Consider the following 23163-nt stretch of genomic DNA (forward strand, 5'->3'; position numbering starts at 1 on the left):
AAATCTCGTGTTCGCGCTCTTGGCATCACCCTGATGATTCCGGTGGCTTTTTTATGTGGGCTCAAGCGAAGCAAGCTGACACGATATAGCTAACGTTATGCCTTGCAGCAACTACAATTCTCGCTTGAATCAGGAGGTGAAAGTGAGCATATGGTTTTATGTGGCGAGCATATTGGCGGGCGGTGTTGCAGGAGGGGTGACGCTGCGAAGGCGCTTTCATCGCCGCCTACAGCGAGAGCTTGCCGCTCCAAGGGAGCCGGTGGCAACAACGCTGGAAGCACATCGACTACACGGTGAAGCGGCGCGCTTTGCCACTCAACGCGGACGGTGGCTGGAGGGCTGGTGGCTACCCGCGGCATGGCCTCGAGGCCATGTGGTGCTGACCCATGGCTGGGGTGCGAACCGTGCCACCCTACTGCCACTTGCACCGCTGTTGCTTGAAGCCGGCTGGAATGTGCTGCTATTTGATGTCCGCAATCATGGCGACAGCGACAGCGATACGTTCTCTTCCATGCCGCGCTTTGCCGAAGATATCGATGCGGCACTTGCCTGGTTGAAACAGACGCAAGCTGCGCTTCCCACCGCGCTGATCGGCCACTCGGTGGGAGCGGCGGCGACGCTTCTCGCCGCCTCACGCCGCGACGATATTGCCGCCGTGGTGAGTCTGGCAAGCTTTGCCCACCCGGATAGCATGATGCGCCGCTGGCTAGCGCAGAAAGGCCTGCCGTTTTTCCCGTTGGGCTGGTACGTGCTGCGCTACGTCGAGCATGTGATCGGCCACCGCTTCGATGCAATCGCACCAGTGAATACGCTGGGCAGGATTCGCTGCCCGGTGCTCCTGGTACATGGCGAGAGTGATACGGTGATTCCGCCTGATGATGCACACATGCTTGCGAGCGCCGGGAGAACTAATGTGACGCTGCGCTTGGTAGAAGGTGGGCACGACTTGAGCGCAAGCCTTGTCCACCACGGCGATGAGCTGGTGGCGTTCTTACGCGCCGCCCCGGCTCAGGCAATTACAGATCGCCATAGTGAACGGCACTAATCGCGTTCTTCGGCGAGCCATCGACAAGCTTGGTGCTGTACGTCAGGTATATGAAGGTCTGGGTTTGCGTGTCGTGCATGCGTACTACGCGCATGTTCTTGAAAAGCACAGAACGACGCTGAGTAAAAATCACCTCTTGCTGCTCCACTTCGGCGGGCTCGAAGACAACCTCTCCGGTCTGCCGGCATGCCACGCTAGTCTCACTGGCCTCCTCAGCAAGTCCCACCGCACCCGAAATCCCGCCAATCTGGGAATAGGAAATATAGCAAGAGATGCCTTGTACCTTCGGGTCATCGAAGCGTTCCACTTCGATGGTACTGTTCGGACCAAGTAGCTTGAACTCCGTCCGCACACTGCCAATGTGGGCGTCTTGCGCAAGCAGCGCGGGCGGAAGCAGCGAAAATATGATAACAAGCGCCCTGCTCGCCATATGTCGTGGGGAAAACATGGGTAGTAGCCTCCTATGCAATGACCAGCCGAGTGATGGACAGGCCAAGAGCATACCCGATGCTCAGGTCGCTGGGCGGTGAATCGCACAGGATTATTGGCTAAGACGGAGCACGTTTCGTGAGGACCTACCACAATCCAGCCGTTCCGTACGAGTGACTCTGCTCGTCCTATCGACGACGGGCAGCTGAACGGGCGTCTCTTCTTTGAAGATCAATGAGAATGAGTGTTATCGCTTAAGCTGTGGGATCCTTTGCTAAACAGAAAGAGTCGCTCAGCCAAAAAGATAACCACCATCATTACCGCTGCAACGATAAGTACCAGAGGATCTGTCGTAGCCTTCACCCAAAGGAAACCCGCCAGAACGATTACATCAAGCAATATAGCCACCACTAATATAGAGGCATTTGCATCAATTTCTTTTCGAAGATGGCGAAACACTCCCCAATGAATGCCTATATCCATGATTAAATAGAAAATGATACCAAGCGCAGCAATGCGGCTAAGATCAAAAAATGCTGTCAAGACCAAACCAAGCACGACCGTATAAACCAAGGTATGCTTCTGAATACTGCCTGGCATGTGAAAGTGACGATGCGGCACCAGCTTCATTTCAGTCAGCATTGCCAACATTCGCGAGACGGCAAATATACTGGCAATGATGCCACCCGCAGTGGCCAGCATGGCAAGAATGACGGTGAACCAGACAGCGGCCTCTCCAAGAGCCGGCCTCGCAGCAGCCGCTAGCGAGTAATCCTGTGTTTCGATAATTTCAGTCAGGGACAGGTTACTTGCTACCGCAAACCCCACCAATGCATAGATCACGACGCAAAGGCTGATCGATATCATTATCGCCCTGCCCACGTTCTTATGCGGATCTTTTATCTCTGAGCCACTGTTAGTGATCGTCGTGAACCCCTTGAAGGCCAAGATACCCAAAGCGGTAGCACCCAAAAATCCCGTAAAGGATGCTTCAGGTGCCGACGCCGAGGTCTTCATGCCGACGGAGTCAGCGACGATGACACCGACCACCCCGAACAGGATAATCCCACCAATCTTTATGAACCCAAGTACTGACGCAACACCTTGTATTAACTTATTGGCAGCAAGGTTGATTAAAAATGCCGTTAGCAGTAGTGCAACACCCAATGAAGGGACGAGCAAAGACCTATCTCCTGCATCGAAAAGCTCAAGCGTATAGGACCCAAACGTTCTCGCCAGGAAACTTTGGGCAATCACCATGGAAAAATACATTAAAAGTGCATGAAAAGCGGTGGGCAGTGTCGGGCCATACGCTTTCTGGAGGTACATGCCGATTCCACCCGCTGACGGATAGGCATTGGACATCTTCACGTAAGAGTATGCGCTGAAGGCTACGATCAGCGCCGATGACAAAAAGGCGAGAGGGAAAAGCTTCCCTGTCATTTCGGCCATCTGTCCTGTCAAGGCAAAAATGCCAGCACCAATCATGACCCCCGTCCCTAAGGCAATCGCACCCACCAGGGAGAGGCTATTTTGTTTGTATTGTGGCGTTCTATCCATTGATTTGGACATCTAAGCCTCCCCCAGTGCTATAAGATGAAGGATTTGAGTGGCATCCAGATACCCATCCCCATCATTACAAGATTCTCGGTTAACGATACAAACCCCAGTGGGACGTTGCTATTCCCACCGACACAGGCACACTTCAGCTCACGTTTATCGATGTAGACCGCCTTGAATACTGATACCGCTCCGACAGTGCCGACAAACAGCGCCAATGGAGCAGCAAACCATATCAGCGCCCCGGCCAGCATTAAGACACCGGCCAAGGTTTCGGCGTAGGGATAAACGTAACTATAGGGCACATGCCGTTGGGCCAGCAGATCATAGTTGAGAAACATATTGCTGAAGCTTTCAACATCCTGCAGTTTCTGAAGACCCAAGAGGATCATGGCAGCGGCAATGGCATACTCAAGCATTCGCAGTGATAGGAGAGGGCCACTATCTACCCAGCTAACCGCCAGGCCAATCAACAAGGAGGTGGCAAAGATAGCGATGACAGGCCGATAGGTTGTCTCCTTATCACCAGGGACACTCAAGCCAAGGTAGGCACGAACTTCTTCATAACCCCCTACTCGCTCTTGCCCAATATAGACTTGCGGCGTGGTATCGACCTCAGCCTTTTCCTTGAAATCTTCAATCTCCTGACGCGAGGTCAAAAGATTATCCTCGACCTGATAACCTTTTCGCTTGAGCAGATCTACAGTTTTAAGGCCAAAAGGACAGAGATGTTCCTCTGTCTTCATGCGGAAGACACGTGCGGTCTCACTAGGTGCAGAAGATGTCGTCGATAAGCCCATAGGATATTGCCCTCCTTTTAAATGCCAACCCAATTTTCTATATGAAATTCCTTATTTAGCACCATTATCTTAATTAGAATACAGTCGCAAGTTTGTGACGAGTAACATCAATCTCTTAACACTAGCTCATAGTGACGTGAATAGCCTAGCGTCGCTGGGCCGAGCGCTAATGAAACATTCCCGATTCTTTGCCGAGGATGATTGAAAAAAATACGAACATCACTGGCTCTTCACGAGGATGGCAAAACCGGGCATGGGGAGCATCCTCCCATTGCGCTAAACGTTCGGCTCGCTCCGATTCATCCATACGCGTATCGGTACAGGTAGCTTCCAACCAATCCTCAAACGCCTGATTACGCGTTTGAATCTCTGGAGTATGGGGCGCAAAAAACGCCTGCATATTGTGAAACGACAAACCGGAACCAATCACCAGCATATTTTCATGCGCCAATGCTTGTAGCGCACAGCCAATCTCAATGTGCGCGCGCGCATCCAGGCTGTTCACCAATGGATGTCGCTATTTTTACTCTTGGCGTTGAAGCCTCGCCCCAGGTGGGGGCTCACGTTACTATCTTTACTATCCTCCAGAATGATTTCCCTCTTGCGACAAAGCACCGCATATGGCTCTTTGCTTTCTTAGCTATCCTTCAAGTTAACATTATTAACTTAGAGGATTTAGTTATATTTAGAGTGTACGCTACAACACATCGTTCTTTACTTTCACCACCACTTTTAGCGTTTTTTATGAGGAGAGAAATAATGCGTTATTCACACTTTGCAGCGGCAACCCTGACAGCTTTTGCCCTGCCGACGCTTGCCGTTGCCGATAATCACGGCAATGCGGAAGATCAAGCGTTGATGATCGTCACCAGTGATGCTGTCCAAACCCAGAGCATGGCCATGATTTTAGGCAACGCCATGCGCAAGCAGGGTACCGATTTGCATATCTTGCTGTGTGATGCCGCTGGCGACTTGGCCGTTGATGGCTATTCCAGCGACGAAGCGATCAACACACCGCCCGGCCATCCGATGGAGCAGGTCAAGCCGGAAGGGCTTCTCCAGATGTTGATGGGCAAGGGGGTAACGGTGGACGTGTGCGCCATCTATTTGCCCAACTCTGAGTACGGTGAAGATGAGTTGTTAGACGGCGTAGGCGTAGCAGCACCAGGACCGATGGCCGAGATGATGCGTGACCCGTCCATCTCGGTTTACGACTTCTGATACGTGACCGCTCGCTCGGCGTGTGTCGGGCGAGATCAGTTATCAGGCGTTAACCAAGCGTACTTTCTTCTTGTGGTTCCTGTTGGCGTTCCCTAGCCTTGGGCAGTTCAAACCAGAAATTAGCCCCTTCTGTATTGTAAAAACCAATCGCGCCGTCCATTCGCATGATGAGCTCCCTGGCGATGGCAAGGCCGAGTCCCGTGCCCGTGACGGCACGTTTCGAGCCGCGATCGGCCTGCGCAAAGCGCTCAAAGATCCGGGGAGAAAATTCATCGGGAACGCCACTTCCCTGATCGCTTACCGTCACGCGCACACGTTCAGGTGATGCTGGTTCGGTCGTGATTCGAACCTCGCCTCCCAGCGGAGAATGCTTGACTGCATTGCTGAGAAGATTGTCCACGACTTGGCGTAATCGCTGCGCATCCGCCCACACACCTAAGTGCTGATCGTCATGGATGTCGAAACGAATCCCACATTCGGCAGCCATCGGGCCAATATCGTTGACTGCTTGCTGCAATAGTTCGCTCAACGCAAAGGATTGACGTTCAAACACGATATTACCCGAAATCAATTTATTGAAGTCTAGAAGATCACGCACCAGTAGCTGAAGACGCTCGGAGTTTCTCAAGGCCAACTCGATCATCGAGCGCGCTTTGCTTGGCAAGTCGCCAGTCACGCCCGCATTGAGCAACTTGAGGCTTCCATGGAGCGAAGTCATCGGGGTGCGCAGCTCATGACTGACACTCGAGATGAAGTCATCCTTGAGGCGATCCACGGCCTGACGCTCTTTTGCCAAGCGGTTCATGGCACGCGTCAGCGATTGAATCTCCGGCCCACCTTTTGCCGTGAGTATGCTCACCTCACTGGGATCGTCGGCCATACTGTCGATACGCTGGGCAATATATTCAAGGGGCCTCGTCAAAGAACAAGCCACCCACCACCCGATCATAGCCACGGTGATGGCGATAAATAGGCTAATGATGGAAAAATTAGCAAAGGATTTCCGCGCTGGGGCGATCGCTCGCTGATAAGGGATGGCTCGTAGCATTATCCAACCTAAATCGGCCAGCTCGCGTGTCACCACGACATAACGCTGGTTATCGGCCGTGGTTACCTGGCCGGAATGCAGGTTACGCGACGCCGCGTCCACCAGAGCGTTCTGACCTGGCGGAGGTAAAGGTTGCACTTCGTCGAACTTTTGCTGCATCGAGACAAACAAGCGGTTATTGACGTCGATAATGAGAAAGGTATTGTCATCTTGCCAATTTTCGTCGATACCCTCCGGGAGAATGTTATTTTTCGACAAATCTATAACCCCCCCTACGATCCCGAGGCGCTTTCCCTCATCGGAAAGTACCGGGACAAGAAAGGAGAGCAGGGGTAACCCCGTGGTTCGTCCTATAATCGGCTCAGAAATGATAGGTTTACCGCTTTTGAAAAGCCGCCTGAAATGTGCCCGGTCTGCGTAATTGGTTCCTAGACGCCCCGGCACATGTATGTTCTCGGCGATTGCGGTGGCATCAGCATCGAAGATCAGCAGGCCATCGGGAAAGCGGTCGTTTGCCAGCCTGCTTTGCTGCATGATCGCCTCCAGCTCCTTGAGCGGATACAAGGTACCGGTATTGCTATCGACGAGGCGCCATGAGACGGATTCCAGCGCGATAAGACTCTGCTGCAACCCTTGTTCGACTTGATGGGATAGGTCCGCAAGGCTGCTTGACTCATGTTCGGCAACCAAATATTCATAATCGTCTAATAGAAGTTGATAAACCGTGACCATCATGGCGGTCATGGTCAGCACACTGGCCAAGCATATGATCAGGACGATTCGGTTACGCAATAACATCAGACGCTTTCCCGACAAGGCAAGCGTATCCAGAAACAGCTGCCACCACCGTCAGCCTCCTGATAGTCGACCGCCCCATTCATCTGTTCCATGATTTCCCGCGTAATGGCAAGCCCCAGGCCAGTACCCGGCAACTTGCGTTTATCCCCACTATCGGCTTGGGAAAACCGCTTAAAAAGTTTGTCTCGAAATACGGCATCGACACCGGGGCCATGGTCGCGCACGTTAATAAGCGCCTGATGCGCATCGATGGATACCTGCACGTCGACCACACCATGATCGGGAGAAAATTTGATGGCATTGGACAGTAGATTGGAAAGTGCCTGGACCAGCCGCTGACGATCAACTTTCACGGCGACATCCGGTCGTTGGTCAGGTGGTTGGAGAATCACACCGTACTGGCTGCCGTAGTCGGCATTGGCTTCCAGCGCCTCATCGATGATAGGCATCAAGGCTTGCACCTCCGGGTGCATGGGCATCTTGCCCGCCACCAACTTTTCCATGTCAAGCAAGTCATTGATCAGTATGGCAAGGCGCTGGCTATTACGTTGAGCAATCTCAAGCAATCGCTCCGCCTTGTCAGACAGCACGCCACCGGCACCCCCCAACAACAACCCTAGTGATCCACTGATCGACGTCAGCGGCGTTCTTAGCTCGTGGCTGACCGTGGCGATGAATTGATCCTTCATCTGATCAAGCTTCTTGCGCTCCGAGATATCCTCAATCAAGGACCAGCCCACTCGACGACCGTCAGGATCGTAGCTGAGTATCCCTTGCAGACGCACCGGGTAACGAGTGCCGTCCTTGCGAATATATTCTTTTTCAAAGGGTCCATAGCGGCCCAAGGTTTCCAGGCTTTTAAGGATGTCCTCTTCTTCGGCTGCATACTCCTGAGGCGTGATATCCCAATAGTTCAAACGGGAAAACTCCTCTCGGCTATAGCCTGACGGTGCAACCAAGGCATCATTCAGTTCTAAAAACTGCCCGGTTTCCAAGTCATTGAGTGCAATCCCGATAGGTGCAAACTCAAACAGGCTACGTAGCCTGGCTTCACTGTACTCCAGCGCCAACTCGACCTGTTTACGCTCATTGATATCCTGGATGTAGCCATGCCAAAGCACACTTCCATCGGTAAGACGTTCGGGGCGCGCCTGGCCCGACACCCAGCGATAGCCGGCGTCGTTGCTATTTTGCACTCGATATTGTGCCGTCCAGGTCTGCAGGGTCTCTGCCGAGTGCTCAATGGATTCAGCAACACTGTGGAGATCATCAGGATGGATGCGCTCGAATGCTGAGTCGGCATCGGCGGCCGCTGACTCGGGCGAAATGCCATGGATCATTTGAATGCCAGGCGAACTAAAAGGAAAGCAGACACGCCCCCCAGGAAAGCGCCTGAACTGATAGATCATTCCCGGCACCTGGGCAAGCAGCTTGTTCAAGCGCTCATTGGAGAAATAATGCCACAGCGTATCACTCAACCAGCGTGCCAATAGGCGAACGAATAGCAACTCACTATCACTGAAGTTTTCCTCACGAGGCTGCGCAGAGGAAAAACTCAGTGTACCGAAACACTTTTCCTCAACCTCAATCTCAATACCCACATAAGATTCCAGGGCAAAAGCTTGGTAGCAGGGATGCCCGTGAAAAGGCGAACGACTCATGTGCTTGATGGCAAGTTCACCCACATGATCCAGTGTCAGTTGGCAGTAGGTCTGCCCAAGCGAAAAGCGTTGGCCTTGAGCCAACGCGAAATCCTGTGTGGTATCGCACCAGCGAACGATGTAATCATCGGCTTCGATCTGGCTGACGATAGCCACCGCCATGCCAAGGTAGTCGCGCCCGAGCAACAGGGCCCGATTGATACGCTCGTCCAGATCACCTTCGGTGTTAAAGGCGATCTGATTCAACAGACTCAATGCTTCATGGTTGTGAGCCAGTTGCTCCCTGGCCTCGTATTGGCGGGTAATATCGACAATAAACCCTTCCAGTACCGTCCTCTGCCCATTCTCCTCAACATGAGACCGGCCCCTTTCCTCCACCCAGCGCCAGCGACCTTCACGGTGTTGAATACGATACTCAAGGTGCCATTCTTCGCCCAAACGCATGGCATCCCGAATGACGGTATCGAGTCGAGCGGTATCGTCTGGATGAACGAGTTGCGCGTAACTGAGTTGGACATTATCGATCAGGTGGGCGGCTGGGTACCCAGTGACACGTTCCGCCTGATCGCTCATGTAGAGCATGGTCCAGCATTCATCCGGCAGGCACCGATAGGTGATGCCAGGCATGTTAGCCACCAGGGAGGCGTATTCATTTCGACTTGCAACAAGCGCCTGCTCGGCTTCGACCTCTGCGGTGATATCGGCATGGGTGCCGAACATCAATAGCGGCTGACCGTCCGGGGTCCACTCGAACAGACGCCCACGGTCATGCACCCAAACCCAATGTCCGTCGCGATGACGCATCCGGGCCTTACAATCGTACTCACTCGTCTCGCCCGAAAAATGTTCCTTCAACAATGTCTCGGAGTGAGCCAGGTCGTCAGGGTGGGCAAGACTCAACCAGGTCTCGATAGAAATCGGTGCCAACTCGCTGAGTGTGTAACCTGTGATCTCGGCCCAGCGTTCGTTAAATACGGTTTCACCTGTCTGGACGTTCCACTGCCAGGTGCCTACCCGAGTTCCTTCGATCACCAACCGCGCGCGCCGCTCACTGTCCACTAGTGCGTGCTGTATGGAAGAGCGAGCCTGACGCTCCAGCGCGTCGGCGAGCATCATATCTTCGATCGCGCCGGCAAAGTCACGCAGCGCTTCAACATCCTTTTCAGAAAAAGTCCTTGGCTGGCTATCGATAATACAAAACGTACCTATGCGATGGCCGGAGGCGGCATGCAGAGGAATGCCGGCGTAGAAACGAATGTTTGGCTCGCCCTGTACCAAGGGATTATCGGCAAAGCGCTCATCTTCGAGAGCATTTTCCACCAACAATGGCTCATCGAATAAAATGGTGTGCCCACAAAAGGAAATATTTCGAGACGTTTCGGGTACATTCAGCCCCTGGCAGGACTTGAACCATTGCCGCTCAGCATCCACCAGCGTCAGCAAGGCAATAGGCAAAGAAAAGTGACGCAAGGCCATACGCGTCAAACGATCGAAACGTTCTTCGGTTTTCGAGTCGATCAAGCCGGTTTCATCCAACGCCTGCTGTCGGGCAGGCTCGTCCTCAGGTATTGCTGGCTCTTGCATGAAACGACCTCGTTTTAGCATGACGCCTGTTTTTATTGTTTTTCACGCACTTGTTGGTTGGGCAATACAGACTCGGTTACGCCCTGCATTTTTGGCCTGATAGAGCGCGTTGTCGGCGGCTTCAAGCAACTCGCCGGCATGGCCTTCCGGCAATTGCTGGTTATCGACAACACCCGCCGATAGCGTGCAGGAAAAATCATTGCCGCCCACGAATTGAATCGCCGCAAAGGAATCTCGCAAGCCATCAACTAACTTGGCAGCAACGTCTACCTCGCAGTTTGGCAGTACCAGGGCAAATTCTTCACCGCCATATCGACCGAGCCGGTCCGTGCTACGAAAGTGTTGGCGCAGCAGGGTGCCCACGGCACTGATAACCAAATCGCCCACGGCATGCCCATGAGTGTCATTGACCGACTTGAAGTGGTCGATATCGAGCATGACGACACTGAAAGGGTTACCGCTACGCTGGGCTGAACGCCACTCCTCCGCTAGGGCTTCCTTGATGCTGGCGTGCTTGAGCAGGCCGGTCAGTCCATCGCGGACCATCGCCTCTTCAAGCTTGCGCACGCGTTGCACGCGGGCACGGCAGGTGTTGACCAGAAGCCGAGCATCCACCGGCTTCTCCAGAAAGGCATCGCCGCCGCGCATCAAGGCTTCTTCCCGCTGGTACTGACAAGACGCTGATGACAGATAAATGATCGACAGGTGCTGCCAGCGCTCGAACTGCCTAAGCATCATCCCCAGCTCAGCACCCGTCGCTCCCGGCAGCTGAAGATCCATCAAGATCAGTTCGGGAGAAAACTCACTGGCGATTTGGATCAGGCATTGTGGGTCATGAATGCACCGAGCTTGCATACCCGCCTGCGCCAGCACGGCGACACAGCTCTCGGCCAGCGCTTGATCGCCTTCAACAATCAACACACGCTCCGACGATTGATCGCCGGATTTGAGCAGCTGCGCGACATGGGCGGCTAACTGAGGCACATCGATCGGCTTGACGAAATACCCCTCAGCACCGCTGCGAACGGCAGTCAGCCGTGAGATATAATTCTCTTCTCCCGCCGTAAAGATGATCGGACAGAGATATCGCGCCAGGCGCTCCTGCCAAAATGTGACCGGTTCTTGGCGCAAGGCATCGCCGTTGTTGCTCGCGCGATGATCCACCAGCAATAGATCTGGCTGTTCATCATCAATGCCTTCTATCTGCTCGACGTTCAGATAATGCCGCACAACAAAGCCGAAACTACGCAGTTGCTGGGCCATGTAATCCGCCAGCATCTGATCGCGCTCGACCAGCCAGATGGTCTGTTTATCCCCCTCCTTTTCCGAGCGTGACTCCACTGCCATGGCACCCGCACTTGTCTCGTCAGCTCTAAGGCTGGCGTTGAGTCGCCCAAGCCAGTGGCCGAGCTGTGTTACCTCAAACGCGCCTACCGAACCGCTGAGTCGTTGTTTCCAATGCTCGATTTCCTGTTCTTGCTGCCTTGCCTGTCGCCCCAGTTGATCAAAGCCGAAGGTGCCGGCCGACCCTGCCAGTTTGTGCAAGGCGTGATGCAGAAAGCCAAGCGCCTCGCTATTGTCGGCGCCGGGCCTCAGACGCCTTACCACCGATTCGATTTCAGCCAAATCCTTCACCAGACGCTGGCGATAGGCGGCCCGCAGCGAAGTAAGGCGTGATTCAAGGTCGGACGGATCGTTCTGCTCAGGCATGGAAACGCTCCCAAATGGCACGCAATTCATTGGCAAGCGTCATGGGGTCAAACGGCTTGGAAATTACGTCGGTCACCCCCATTTCTCGGTAACGCCTTAACTCTTCCGGATGTACCTTGGCCGTCACGAACACCACCGGGGTATCTGAAGAGATCGAACCCTGCCGGCGCAATGCCTCCAACGTTTCCGGGCCATCCATGCCGGGCATCATGACATCCAGCAAAATGAGATCCGGCGCAAAGCTGTCGACCTCGGCCAACGCCTCATGACCCGACTCACAACCCTTGAGCGTCAAGCCTCCTACAGCCTCCAGTGCCAGCGCGGCAATCTCACTGATATCCGGGTCGTCCTCAACGTACAATACGCGCTGCAAAACTGTCATCAGTATTCATCCATTCCAAAGCAGTCGGCTACTATTGGCCAGTAACCTATCGCTCATGAGCCTAACCGACATAACAAGGCCAAAATAACCAAACGACCGGAAAAATAACAACAAAACATTTTAAATAATTAGAACCAATTTTTGCACGAATTCACTTTCCAAAAAAAGCATGCTATGCCATTGAAGCAAGACCACCCTTGAATCCGGCCGCTATCGCCTGCATATCCAGACCAAATCCATTTCTGTGCAAGGTCCTATCATGCCCATTGTTGATCCCCGTACGGGTGAGCCGCTTTCCTCACCCCAGGTCTCACCCCAGGAGGCGTCGACTCAACCCGCCGCCGATGCTGCGCCACTGCGCGCTGAAGATGTCATCATTGAGCTGGATGCCAGCAATATTCAGCAGGTACTCGAAGCCTCGATGCAGGTGCCGGTGCTACTGGATTGCTGGGCGCCCTGGTGTGAACCCTGCAAGACCTTGATGCCGATTCTGGAAAAGCTCGCCATCGAATATAACGGTGCCTTCCTGCTGGCAAAGCTGGACGTGGAAGCCAATCCGGAAATATCCAGCCAGTTAGGGGTGCGTTCGGTGCCGGACGTGAAGCTGGTCAGCCAAGGCGGCCTGGTGGATAGCTTTCAGGGCGCCTTGCCGGAAAAACAGATTCGTGAGTGGCTGGCCCGTTATTTCCCCGCCCCGGAAGATGTCCCGCCCAGCCCTGAAGACCAGGCTGCCGAAGCGCTTGCTGCAGGCGACGCCGCGACCGCACGCGAAATTTATCAGCAGCTTGTCGTTCAATACCCCGAGCATTACGCCTATCAAGTGGCCTTGGCTCGCGCCCTGGTTGCCGGAGGCTTGACGGAAGATGCGCGCAGTTTATTGGACAACCTGCCGCCGGAAGAGCGCGAGGCACCGGCGGCGCGTGGTGTACGCGCGAGTATCGCCTTCGGCGAGCAGGCGCTTTCTCATGCCGAGATAGACGCCATGCAAGGCCGTGACGATAGCGAGGCGCAATTCCAGCGCGCCTTGCGCCAAGTCGCCGACGGCGATTATGAAGCCGGCCTGGAGAGCCTGCTTACCCTGATGAAGCAGGACCGTGGCTACAACGATGACGCGGCGCGCAAGATGCTGCTTCAGGTATTCGATGCACTGGGGGCCGATCATCCGCTGACCGTCACCTACCGTCGCAAGCTATTTACCATGATGTATTGAGCCTTTAAACGGGTTCAGCGCAGCAGCCGATCCAGACGCGCCAACGCCGCTTCCAACTGAACGGCGGTGGTGCCGAAATTGAGGCGCACGAACCCCGGCGCGCCGAACGCCGCGCCATCGGAAAGTGCCACCCCGGCTTGCTTGAGTAATGTTTTCTGCGGGCAGTCGCCCAATCCGGCCTGGCGCATGTCCAGCCAGGCCAGATAGGTGGATTGCGGTGCACTCATGCTGACCCCAGGCCAGGTCTGCACTCGTTTGTCCAAGGCGTCTCGATGATCTCGTAGCACCTTGAGTAACACCTGGCGCCACGGCTCGGCGTGGCGATACGCGGCTTCTGCCGCCACCAGCCCCAGCACATTGCCATCCGGCAACAAGCCCTTGGAGGCCGCAGCAAAACGCTTTCGCAAGTGCTCATCAGGAATAATTGCGCAGGCGGTGGTCAGCCCGGCCAGGTTGAACGTCTTGGACGGTGCCCAGAGTGTCACGATGCGTTTCGCCAGCGCGGGAAAGGCCGCGGCCAGCGGCTGGTGGCGAGCGCCCTCCTCGAGCAGCAGGTCACAATGCAACTCATCGGAGACCACCCATAAATCATGGCGTTCCACCAATTCGGCTAAACCGGTGAGCTCGGCTTGGCGCCATACACGGCCGGTGGGATTGTGGGGCTGGCACCATAGCAACAAACGGGTGGCCGGGGTTATCGCCGCTTCCAGCGCCTCAAGATCCAATCGCCATGGCTCGCCAGAATGAGCGGGCGGCGCCATGGTGGCTTGCTGGGATAAACGCCCGGTACGAGCGGCAACGTCGAGAAAGGGTGGGTAAATGGGGGTAAGGGTCAATACCCCCTCCCCCGGCTGGGTCAACGCCAGGCTGGCCAGGTGCAAGGCGGGCACCACACCGGGCAGCCACTGCTGCCACTCAGGGGCAATCTTCCAGCCATAATGATCGGCGCTCCACTCACAGAGGACCTGCCTGAGCGAATCCGGCACTTCGCCATAACCGTAGACGCCATGGGCCACACGCTGCTGTAAGGCATCGATCACTGCCGGCGGTGAGCGAAAATCCATATCCGCCACCCACAAGGGAAGGATATCCTCTGCATAACGGTGCCATTTCTGAGAAGGCCAACGGCCTTCAGGGTGGCGACGCTCGACAGGCGTGGCAAAATCAAATTCCATGAACCTTCCTCGCTAAGGGATACAGAGATGCAGTCGACGATGCCGCAAAGTGACTTCTATGCCAAGGTGCGCCGAGGGCTACCGGCCCTGCTCCACCAATGGTTGACAGAGGGCCAGGCCGATAATGACCGACTGGCGCTGCTTCTTGCGGAAACCGCACGCGTTGCCAAGCTTGCCGAACCCGAGAGCACTCCCAGCGGCGAGACCCTGGTTGCCTGGAGCCAAGCCCCGGAAGCTCACGACATCCCTTTGTGGGCACCCTGTACCGCGGTATTTCTGCTCAACCAGATGCCCGCTCGCCCAGTGCCTCACAGCGAAGCGGAAGCCTTTGCCTGGGCTTACTGCTGGCTGCGTAACCGACAGTTCAGCGATATCGATACTGCCAAAGCGGCCTTGCCCGAGCACTTGCAAGCACCTCTGGCTGAGCCTCTGGAAGCGGCATGGTCCGACCAGCAAGGGTTACGGCTGATTTAGCAATCGACGTAGCCTCTACAAAAGCCCGTCACAAGCGCCCATCATAAAAGGATTAAAACAGTGGCAGATGTTCCCCTCGGTTGGCAATTGGCCAAATTGTGCGTGTCTATCGCCTTGGTACTGGGGCTCGGTGCGGTGGCGGTCAGGGTCAGCCCGCGTGTGGCAGGCTTGTTGGCGGGCTACCCCTTGGGCACCGCCCTGGCGTTATTTTTCATCGGTCTGGAAATCTCGCCTGAGTTCACCACCCAAAGTGCCGTGCATACCTTGGCCGGCTTCACTGCCACCCTGGCCCTGGGGGGCGGCTACCTACTCTGCGGGCGGCAAGATGGCCTCAAGGGGCTGATTGCCGGTAGCGCGGGAGGGCTTGCCGCCTGGTTAGCGATGAGCCTGATACTGACCCAATTCAGCTTTACCCGCTTGAGTGGCACCCTGTTCACGCTCGCCGCTATCGGTCTTTTCAGTTGGCTTTATCGTCAAGTGCCCGAGGCCCGAGTCAACGCCAGCCGAGCCTTTTCATGGCAGGCACTGGGCCTGAGAGCCGGCTTGGCGACGCTGATCATCTTTACCATTACCGGCCTGGCGCACTGGCTGCCTCCCGCCTGGGCCGGCGTGCTGGCCGCGTTTCCGGTCACGATGTTTCCGTTCCTGCTGATCTTGCATTTGAGTCACGGTGCGGCACCCGTAGCCACGGTGATCAAGCATTACCCGATGGGCCTGGGGTCGTTGTTGAGCTATACCCTCTGCGTCTCACTCACCTACTCGTCTCTGGGATTGGTATGGGGAACGCTTGCCGGGTTTAGCGTGGCGACCCTGTGGCTTTGGGGCTGGATGCGCTTTCAGGCGTGGAGAACCTTGCGCCTGGCCAATGGCCATACTTGACCAAGCGTTTGCTTGGGGTAATCCTGAGCGCCTGTGACGCCATTCATAACAAGGACAATCTTCCTATGTTCACACGCACCATCGAACCTGCCTTCTACGACACCGATGCGCTGGGCCATATCAACAACACGCGCTTGCCGGCATGGTTCGAGCTGGCCCGCAACGATCTCTTCAAACTGTTTACCCCGGACCTTGATCCCAAAGAATGGCGCCTGATCATTGCCCGCATGGAAATCGACTACCGCGCCGAACTGTTTTACGGTCATGACATCGAACTTCGTACCTATTTGTCCCGGCTGGGCAATAGCTCCTTCGTGGTCACTCAGGAGGCACGCCAACACGGCAAGCTGACCAATCTTGGCCATGCGGTGATGGTGCACTACGATCACCAGGCAAAATGCTCCGTCCCCATCGAAGGTGAGTTGCGTCAAGCACTTGAAGCACACCTCCAGGAGGCACCGGCATCTCTCTAAGCTATCTTCGCCCCGGAAAATCGGGGCCATGCAGGAGCCGCACATGGCGATTCGTTACACCTTGTGGCTAGACCCCGATAACACGCCTTTGCATCGCGCTGTCGAGGCCGATCTGGAACGTTTTTTCATGGAACGTTTCGCCGATTACCCGCATATCCGCTTGTTCGGTGCCGATCCCTACGATTATGATTCCCCGTTCAATCGCCTTTATGATGTGCTGATGGCGCGCGCAGCGGAGTATGCGGAGCGTCATTGGCAATACATTGTCAGTCCCGAGCAGCTTAATCGCTGTTTCTTTCGCGCCGTCGGGCGTTCCAACAAGTTTGTAAGAGATCCCAACGATGGTGATTCGAACCAATCAAGCTCCTGATGCCCGTCAGTTGGCGATCATCGCTGAACAGCTGGGCCGTGCCCCACGCGGCATAGAGGCCGTCGCCGCCACCGATGGTAACGGCACGCCGCTGGTGCTGCGTATGGCACCTACCATCGATGACAAGCCGTTTCCTACGCTGTACTGGCTGTGTTCTGAGCGCTTGAAGATCGAAATTTCACACATTGAAGCCGATGGAGTGATCAAGCAACTGGAACAACGCCTGCAACAGGAACCTGACTTTCTGGCGACTTATCATCAAAGCCATCATGCTTACGTAGCCAGCCGCTGGGCGTTCATGAGCGAACCCCAAAAAGCCGAGGTGGCACGCTTAGGTTATACCCAAGTATTGACCCAACGGGGAATCGGCGGCATCAGTAACTGGGATCAGGTACGCTGCCTGCATACTCAGTACGCCCATCATCTGGGCAGTAATAGCCCGGCTGATAATGTCATCGGTCAATGGATGGACGCACACTACCCTGTCACTCACTGCTTGCCTTGAAAGGATAGCTATCACCATGTCGCGAATCTGTGTGTATCTAGGCTCCAGGGAAGGTCACGACCCGGCGTTTCGCCAAGCGGCGCGAACCCTCGGCCACAGCCTGGTCGAGCGCGGGCACACCCTGGTCTACGGCGGTGCGCGCATCGGGCTGATGGGGGAGCTGGCCAATAGAGTGCTGGAAGCCGGAGGTGAGGTTACCGGGGTGATGCCGACGCACCTTGTTGAACGTGAACAGGCGCACCTGGGCCTGACTCGGTTGATTCGCGTTACCGACATGCATGAGCGCAAAGCCAGCATGGCGGCTCATGCGGATGCCTTCGTTGCGTTGCCTGGAGGCATCGGCACCTTCGAAGAATTATTTGAAGTCTGGACCTGGGGTTATCTGGGGCTGCATGACAAACCGTTGGCTCTGCTCAATATCAACGACTTCTACACGCCGCTCTTGGCCTTTTTGGATGCCACGGTAACCCAAGGCTTCATGGCCACGACTACCCGCGACATGCTGATGGATGCGGAAACGCCTCGTACCCTGCTTGACGCCCTGGAGAGCCATCTGCGAGGCTGACGCTGCTTAAACAAGGAGTGTGTGCCATGTATGCCATCTGCTTAGATAACCAACAGCTTGCCTGGCGCGAGGTTGCGGCTCCCAGCGGCCCCTCTGCTCAAGAGGTGCGAATACGCGTGGCTTGGGCAGGCGTCAATCGCGCTGATCTGATGCAACGCGCAGGCCACTATCCCCCTCCCCCGGGCGCTAGCGAAACCTTGGGCCTGGAAGTCAGCGGCAGCGTCATGGAAACAGGCCCTGATGTTAGTCGCTTTCGTCCGGGTGACCGGGTGTGCGCGCTGCTTACCGGTGGCGGCTACGCCGAAGAAGTGGTGGTCGATGCCCGGCAGGTGCTTCCCCTGCCGCCCGCGACCAGCTTGCGCGATGCTGCCGCCCTACCCGAAGTGTTTGCCACCGCCTGGCTCAATCTCTTTATGGAAGGCAATCTGCGCACCCATGAGCGAGTGCTTCTACACGCGGGTGCCAGTGGGGTGGGCACCGCTGCCATTCAGCTATGCCGTGCCTTCGAGCATCCTTGTTTTGTCACCGTCGGCAGCGCAGAAAAGCTCGCGGCTTGCCGTGCCTTGGGGGCGGATGCTGGCTGGAATCGCCATGATGGGAGCTTTGTCGAGGCAGTCAAAACATGGGGCGGTGCGGATGTGATTCTGGATACGGTGGGAGCGAGCTACCTGGCGGATAATCAAAAGGTGCTCAATGCCGATGGGCGATTGGTGCTGATCGGGCTGATGGGCGGTAGAAATGCCGAGTTGGACATGGGCCGCATGTTGATGAAACGCCAGCGCTTCATTGGTTCAACATTACGGGCCAAGCCACCCGCTGCCAAGGGTGCCATCCTGGATGCTCTCTATTCTCACGTCTGGCCACGTTTGACGACTGGCGAACTCAAGCCACTGGTGGATCGCACCTGGTCAATAAAAGACGCTGAGGCCGCTCATCAGTATCTGCAGCAAGACGCTAACATCGGCAAAGTACTGCTTTGCGTCAACGGCGAGGGTTAATCATTTTCGATCAACTTGCAGGTTCGCTGGTAGGTCAATTGCAGCAGCCGCGCATCTTCGCCGGCCCGGTGACGATGGATGCCACATTCGGTAATGATGGCTTCCTTGGTGTCACTCCACATGGCCTGCTGCGCTTCATTGAGCAGGATGCGTAGCGCCTCGAGACGAAAATGCGGCAACATACCAGCATGGTGAAATAGCAAGGATAGCCAAGTGTTGTCATACCCCCAGCTGTCACTGTAGGCCTTGTCTATGCCCTCCATTTCATCATTGATCCAACACGCCACTTGGCGCACCGGATAACCTTCGCGTACCAAACGTTCACGGGCGATGCCATGCAACAATTCAGCCTTGGGATCCCAGTGCGTCCACTCATCCAACGGCTGAATCAGGAAGGCACAGCTACTTCCATCAGCTCTTGCCAGGCCGATTTCAATGGGATAACTGCCACGCCCGAATCCGGACGCTTCAATATCCAGCACTGTTGGTAGCGTCTCGAACACGGGATACCTTATCCATTGAAAGCTGATGATGTGTCAGGCAGCGGGAGCAGATTGAATACCCTGCTTTGCGTCAGCCTGACGCTGCCAAAAAGTAGATTTCTCATTATCGACCGCCAATCCCAGCTCGCCATAGCAATATGCCCGAGCCAGCCGTTCGGCAGCCAGATAATGGCCGGCCTGTGCTGCCCGCGCATACCAAGTGACAGCATAGTCTTCCCGACGGGGGTATTGTACAGACCCATGCTCGTATATCTGCGCGACCTGGTACTGTGCCTTGAGATCACCCGCATGAGCGGCTTCGATCACATAGCGTGCCCCACGCGCCTTGTCCTGCGGTGACAAGCTGCGATGGAACAAGATATGGCCATAAACAGATAATGCCACGGGGTGGCCTGCCTCGGCGCAGCGCTTGAACAAGCGCATGGTTAAACGCTGCGCACGTGGCGAGCGTGGCAACAGCCAACGATTATGAAATAGTCTCTCGGCTAGACCGTACTCAAGCCGAATGAACAATGATGCTGCCTGGGGCATGGCAAACCATCCTGCCTTTGAATCTGATTACTTTGGACCAGGGACGCTTCAACAACGCGCGGAACTCCTTGTCCCAATCGCCTGACCACATGAGTCGCCAGCGGTAGCTGCCAGCGGATGGGCTGGCAAGCATACGCCCGCCTTGCCAGCGACTCAACCCCCCCTTGATTTGCTGGTTAGGTAGCCTCTCGTTACCATGCATGACGGACATGGCACCGCCGCCATTCAAGGCACAACCACCTCCTCAAGGAGTTCAAGAATGCAGACGCGCCCTCTCGGCAAAACCGGCATTGAAGTCAGTCGACTCTGCCTCGGCACCATGACCTTTGGTGAACAAAACAGTGAAGCTGATGCACACGAACAACTTGATCGTGCGGTGACCTTTGGTATCAATTTCATCGATACCGCTGAAATGTACCCCGTGCCTCCCAAGGCAGAAACCCAAGGCCTGACGGAAACCTATATCGGCAGCTGGCTCAAGGCTCGTGGATCAAGGGACGATATCATTCTGGCCAGCAAGGTAACCGGACCGGGCATGGATTATCTACGCGGTGGCTCACGCCTGACTCGCCGCCAGATTCTTCAGGCCGCCGATGAAAACCTCAAGCGACTAAACACAGACTACATCGACCTCTATCAATTACATTGGCCGGATCGCAACACCAATTTTTTCGGCAAGCTCGATTATCGCCATGACAAGGAAGAGGATGCCGTGGCGCTGGAAGAAAGTTTAGGAGCGTTAAAGGAGCTGGTCGATGCCGGCAAGGTTCGCGCCATTGGCCTGTCAAACGAAACGCCTTGGGGCGTCATGAGCGCGCTACACTTGGCCGACACCATGGGTCTGCCCAGAGTAGCCTCCATTCAGAACCCCTATAACTTGCTTAACCGCAGCTTTGAAGTCGGTTTGGCTGAAATAGCCCACCGTGAAGATGTCGGGCTGTTGGCTTATTCGCCACTGGGTTTCGGTGTGCTTTCCGGCAAGTACCTGGATGGGGCTCGACCTGAAAATGCCCGCCTCACCCTGTTTGAACGCTTTCAACGTTATACGTCCCCTCAAGCTGAGACAGCCACCCGCGCCTATGTCGAGTTGGCCCGCGAGCATGGCCTAGACCCCGCTCAAATGGCATTGGCCTTTGTCAATTCACGCAGCTTTCTTACCAGCAATATTATTGGCGCCACTAATATGGAGCAGCTGGAAAGCAACTTGGAAAGCGAAAGCTTGAAGCTTGATAATGAGGTGTTTGAGGCTATCGACGCCATCCATCAACGTATGCCAAATCCCTGCCCCTGAACCTGAACCTGAACCTGAACCTGAACGCACAATCGCGCGGATAGCCCTGGAGACAAGCCCCGGGATTACTCGGGGCTTGGTATACTCTTGTTATTTGCCGCTACAGGAGCTTTTCCATGCTGAGCGTGATATCGCCTGCCAAGACTCTCGATTTCGAGACCCCCGCCACTACCGACCATGTCACTCAGCCGGATTTTCTCGAACATAGCCAGCAGCTAGTAGATATCCTGAGGGGTTACTCACCGCATCAGTTAGGCCAACTCATGGGCATAAGCGACAAGCTGTCCGGTCTTAATGCGGCACGTTTCGCTCAATGGCAGCTACCCTTCGATCTGGACAATGCCAAACCTGCTGCCCAAGCCTTTCAGGGTGATGTTTACACCGGACTGGAAGCAGAGACCTTCACTGAGAGTGACAACCGTTTTGCTCAAGACCACCTGCGCATCCTTTCAGGACTTTACGGCCTGTTGCGCCCGCTGGACCTGATTCAGCCATATCGTCTGGAAATGGGTACTAAATTGCCTAACCCAGCGGGCAAGGATCTCTACGCGTACTGGAGACCTCAGCTAACGCAGGCACTCCAAGAAGCTATCCAGGCCAGTGGTTCACCCGCACTGGTTAACTTGGCATCCAATGAATACTTCAAGGCCATCGATACGAAAGCCCTTGAAGCCCGAGTGATTACACCGGTCTTCAAGGATGAAAAAAATGGCAGTTACAAGATCATCAGTTTTTACGCTAAAAAAGCGCGCGGCCTGATGGGAGCATGGATCATCCGGCAACGGCTAGACGATCCGGAAGGGCTCAAGGAATTCGACGTGGCAGGGTATCGTTATAATGCCGCCATGTCGGAAGCAAATACCTATATCTTTACGCGTGACGAAACTAGCCGATAGTTCCTTGCTCGTAGAAAAACATGCTCGTAGAAAAACATAATGGGCTAGGAAAAGCGTGACGGGTTAGAAAAAGCGCAGTGGGCGAGCCGAGCGTGGTTTCAAGAATTCCTGATGAACCTGCTTGAAGGTTGACGTATCGCAACGATGCAACCATTCATAGGCCACCATGTCGGCACTGACCGCAACGGCACCTGCCTGACAGGCCCGCTGGCGGGCCAGTTGGGCTTCTTCCATGCGGCGGCTGGCGGTGGCTTCCGTCAGCCAGTAGACCTCATAACCTGCCGCCAACAGGCCTAATCCTGTCTGCAACACGCAAATATGCGCTTCTGTACCACACAGAACGATCTGGGTCCGACCGGTTTCGCGCAGGGCGTCACCAAACTCGGTTTCCGCCATGATGCCGAAGTGGCACTTTTTCCATAACCGATAATCTTGCAAGGCGTTAAGTAAGCCAGTTGCCGTTCCGCCGAGTCTTTCAGGATATTGCTCAGTCACCCATATTGGCACTTCCAATGCTTCGGCAACTCCCCCCATCCAGGCGGCTTCTTCCACAGCCTGAGCGCCTCCATCGATGACTGGAATCAACCCCGCCTGCAAATCGACCATCAACATCAGGCTCTTTTCTCGGCTCAATAACATCCTGGCGTTCCTTTTAATCTTTTTCGGCGGCATCTCTCATATCTTGGCCCAATTCTTCGATGCTATCACCTGTTTCCTGCATTGCCTCGTCAAACTGCTGCCCTGCCTTCTCTGCCGGCCCCGGTTCATCCTGACAAGCTGTTAGCCCAGCAGTCAGTATGCTAACCAACAGGATAAGAATCAGTTTATGCAATATTTTACTCATGTTTATCTCTTTCGCTTTTGAAGATAACTAGAGGTTATCACTTTTGTGAGTCAGGACCTTCTTGAATGCAAGGCAAAAAAAAACGCCCCCGCGGCAAGGCCGTGGGGGCGTTTTTTTCGAATAGGTGCCTGACAATGACCTACTCTCGCATGGGGAGACCCCACACTACCATCGGCGCGGAACGGTTTCACGACTGAGTTCGGCAAGGGAT

Annotated in this window: 25 protein-coding genes and 1 rRNA gene; 12 read left to right on the forward strand and 14 right to left on the reverse strand. The window is 55.2% G+C overall.

The window, feature by feature from the left end:
- The first annotated feature begins 142 nt into the window (after positions 1-142).
- Entirely contained in the window at positions 143-1045 is a 903-nt protein-coding gene (locus GPM19_RS04205; RefSeq protein ID WP_202114674.1) for an alpha/beta hydrolase, read from the forward strand.
- On the opposite strand, the gene GPM19_RS04210 is transcribed toward GPM19_RS04205, so the two are convergent.
- The 4 genes from GPM19_RS04210 to GPM19_RS04225 all read right to left on the reverse strand — a co-directional run bounded on the left by GPM19_RS04210 (position 1017) and on the right by GPM19_RS04225 (position 4339).
- Positions 1017-1493, reverse strand: a complete 477-nt coding sequence (locus tag GPM19_RS04210; protein ID WP_160417603.1) for a CreA family protein — start codon at positions 1491-1493, stop codon at positions 1017-1019. The two genes, GPM19_RS04205 and GPM19_RS04210, sit on opposite strands and share 29 nt — an antisense overlap.
- Positions 1494-1705: 212 nt before the next feature.
- Positions 1706-3046, reverse strand: a complete 1341-nt coding sequence (locus GPM19_RS04215; protein WP_160417604.1) for an APC family permease — start codon at positions 3044-3046, stop codon at positions 1706-1708.
- 17 nt (positions 3047-3063) lie between these two features.
- Entirely contained in the window at positions 3064-3834 is a 771-nt protein-coding gene (locus tag GPM19_RS04220) for a glutaredoxin (RefSeq protein WP_202114675.1), read from the reverse strand.
- 166 nt (positions 3835-4000) lie between these two features.
- Complete coding sequence (locus tag GPM19_RS04225; RefSeq protein ID WP_160417605.1) at positions 4001-4339, reverse strand: class III extradiol ring-cleavage dioxygenase family protein; 339 nt, start codon at positions 4337-4339, stop codon at positions 4001-4003.
- Positions 4340-4593: 254 nt separating this feature from the next.
- Here GPM19_RS04225 and GPM19_RS04230 point away from each other — a divergent pair, with 254 nt between their 5' ends.
- Positions 4594-5055 (forward strand): DsrE family protein, encoded by a 462-nt coding sequence (locus GPM19_RS04230; RefSeq protein WP_160417606.1) that lies wholly within the window; start codon positions 4594-4596, stop codon positions 5053-5055.
- Between the two features lie 49 nt (positions 5056-5104).
- Here the strand turns inward: GPM19_RS04230 and GPM19_RS04235 are convergent, their stop codons facing one another.
- The 4 genes from GPM19_RS04235 to GPM19_RS04250 are packed head-to-tail and all read right to left on the reverse strand — an operon-like array spanning position 5105 to position 12238.
- Positions 5105-6901, reverse strand: coding sequence for a sensor histidine kinase (locus GPM19_RS04235; RefSeq protein WP_160417607.1), 1797 nt, complete (start codon positions 6899-6901; stop codon positions 5105-5107).
- Complete coding sequence (locus GPM19_RS04240; RefSeq protein WP_160417608.1) at positions 6901-10146, reverse strand: PAS domain-containing protein; 3246 nt, start codon at positions 10144-10146, stop codon at positions 6901-6903. The genes GPM19_RS04235 and GPM19_RS04240 overlap by 1 nt, the downstream gene beginning before the upstream one ends.
- A gap of 42 nt (positions 10147-10188) precedes the next feature.
- Complete coding sequence (locus GPM19_RS04245; RefSeq protein WP_160417609.1) at positions 10189-11856, reverse strand: diguanylate cyclase; 1668 nt, start codon at positions 11854-11856, stop codon at positions 10189-10191.
- On the reverse strand, positions 11849-12238 hold the full coding sequence (locus GPM19_RS04250; protein ID WP_160417610.1) for a response regulator: 390 nt from the start codon (positions 12236-12238) through the stop codon (positions 11849-11851). The genes GPM19_RS04245 and GPM19_RS04250 overlap by 8 nt, the downstream gene beginning before the upstream one ends.
- A gap of 259 nt (positions 12239-12497) precedes the next feature.
- Here GPM19_RS04250 and GPM19_RS04255 point away from each other — a divergent pair, with 259 nt between their 5' ends.
- Positions 12498-13448: a tetratricopeptide repeat protein gene (locus GPM19_RS04255; protein WP_160417611.1), complete on the forward strand. Its 951-nt coding sequence runs from the start codon at positions 12498-12500 to the stop codon at positions 13446-13448.
- Positions 13449-13462: 14 nt separating this feature from the next.
- On the opposite strand, the gene GPM19_RS04260 is transcribed toward GPM19_RS04255, so the two are convergent.
- Positions 13463-14623, reverse strand: a complete 1161-nt coding sequence (locus GPM19_RS04260; RefSeq protein ID WP_160417612.1) for a MalY/PatB family protein — start codon at positions 14621-14623, stop codon at positions 13463-13465.
- Between the two features lie 39 nt (positions 14624-14662).
- Here GPM19_RS04260 and GPM19_RS04265 point away from each other — a divergent pair, with 39 nt between their 5' ends.
- The 7 genes from GPM19_RS04265 to GPM19_RS04295 all read left to right on the forward strand — a co-directional run bounded on the left by GPM19_RS04265 (position 14663) and on the right by GPM19_RS04295 (position 18887).
- Positions 14663-15097: a hypothetical protein gene (locus GPM19_RS04265; protein ID WP_160417666.1), complete on the forward strand. Its 435-nt coding sequence runs from the start codon at positions 14663-14665 to the stop codon at positions 15095-15097.
- Positions 15098-15157: 60 nt separating this feature from the next.
- On the forward strand, positions 15158-15976 hold the full coding sequence (locus GPM19_RS04270; RefSeq protein WP_160417613.1) for a hypothetical protein: 819 nt from the start codon (positions 15158-15160) through the stop codon (positions 15974-15976).
- A 65-nt stretch (positions 15977-16041) separates the two neighbouring features.
- Positions 16042-16449 (forward strand): acyl-CoA thioesterase, encoded by a 408-nt coding sequence (locus GPM19_RS04275; protein WP_160417614.1) that lies wholly within the window; start codon positions 16042-16044, stop codon positions 16447-16449.
- 43 nt (positions 16450-16492) lie between these two features.
- Positions 16493-16819, forward strand: coding sequence for a hypothetical protein (locus GPM19_RS04280; RefSeq protein ID WP_160417615.1), 327 nt, complete (start codon positions 16493-16495; stop codon positions 16817-16819).
- Complete coding sequence (locus GPM19_RS04285; protein ID WP_160417616.1) at positions 16791-17324, forward strand: DUF501 domain-containing protein; 534 nt, start codon at positions 16791-16793, stop codon at positions 17322-17324. The genes GPM19_RS04280 and GPM19_RS04285 overlap by 29 nt, the downstream gene beginning before the upstream one ends.
- Before the next feature lie 16 nt (positions 17325-17340).
- Positions 17341-17889 (forward strand): LOG family protein, encoded by a 549-nt coding sequence (locus GPM19_RS04290; RefSeq protein ID WP_160417617.1) that lies wholly within the window; start codon positions 17341-17343, stop codon positions 17887-17889.
- A gap of 26 nt (positions 17890-17915) precedes the next feature.
- Positions 17916-18887 carry an NAD(P)H-quinone oxidoreductase gene (locus GPM19_RS04295; RefSeq protein WP_160417618.1) on the forward strand — a complete coding sequence of 324 codons (972 nt, stop codon included), beginning with the start codon at positions 17916-17918 and terminating at the stop codon, positions 18885-18887.
- On the opposite strand, the gene GPM19_RS04300 is transcribed toward GPM19_RS04295, so the two are convergent.
- Positions 18884-19390 (reverse strand): hypothetical protein, encoded by a 507-nt coding sequence (locus GPM19_RS04300; RefSeq protein WP_160417619.1) that lies wholly within the window; start codon positions 19388-19390, stop codon positions 18884-18886. The genes GPM19_RS04295 and GPM19_RS04300 overlap by 4 nt on opposite strands.
- Positions 19391-19423: 33 nt before the next feature.
- A complete protein-coding gene (locus tag GPM19_RS04305; protein ID WP_160417620.1) occupies positions 19424-19921 on the reverse strand; it encodes a tetratricopeptide repeat protein in 498 nt (165 codons plus the stop codon).
- 259 nt (positions 19922-20180) lie between these two features.
- Here GPM19_RS04305 and GPM19_RS04310 point away from each other — a divergent pair, with 259 nt between their 5' ends.
- On the forward strand, positions 20181-21212 hold the full coding sequence (locus tag GPM19_RS04310; RefSeq protein ID WP_160417621.1) for an NADP(H)-dependent aldo-keto reductase: 1032 nt from the start codon (positions 20181-20183) through the stop codon (positions 21210-21212).
- Positions 21213-21328: 116 nt separating this feature from the next.
- Positions 21329-22108, forward strand: a complete 780-nt coding sequence (gene yaaA / locus GPM19_RS04315) for a peroxide stress protein YaaA (RefSeq protein ID WP_160417622.1) — start codon at positions 21329-21331, stop codon at positions 22106-22108.
- 63 nt (positions 22109-22171) lie between these two features.
- Here the strand turns inward: yaaA and GPM19_RS04320 are convergent, their stop codons facing one another.
- The 3 genes from GPM19_RS04320 to rrf form a co-directional block, all read right to left on the reverse strand.
- Positions 22172-22747 (reverse strand): isochorismatase family protein, encoded by a 576-nt coding sequence (locus tag GPM19_RS04320; protein ID WP_160417623.1) that lies wholly within the window; start codon positions 22745-22747, stop codon positions 22172-22174.
- A gap of 13 nt (positions 22748-22760) precedes the next feature.
- Complete coding sequence (locus tag GPM19_RS04325; protein ID WP_160417624.1) at positions 22761-22952, reverse strand: hypothetical protein; 192 nt, start codon at positions 22950-22952, stop codon at positions 22761-22763.
- Positions 22953-23078: 126 nt separating this feature from the next.
- Positions 23079-23163 (reverse strand): 5S ribosomal RNA (gene rrf, locus GPM19_RS15730); the annotation flags it as partial.

The sequence above is a fragment of the Vreelandella zhuhanensis genome, from assembly GCF_009793355.1.
Taxonomy (GTDB): Bacteria; Pseudomonadota; Gammaproteobacteria; order Pseudomonadales; family Halomonadaceae; genus Vreelandella; species Vreelandella zhuhanensis.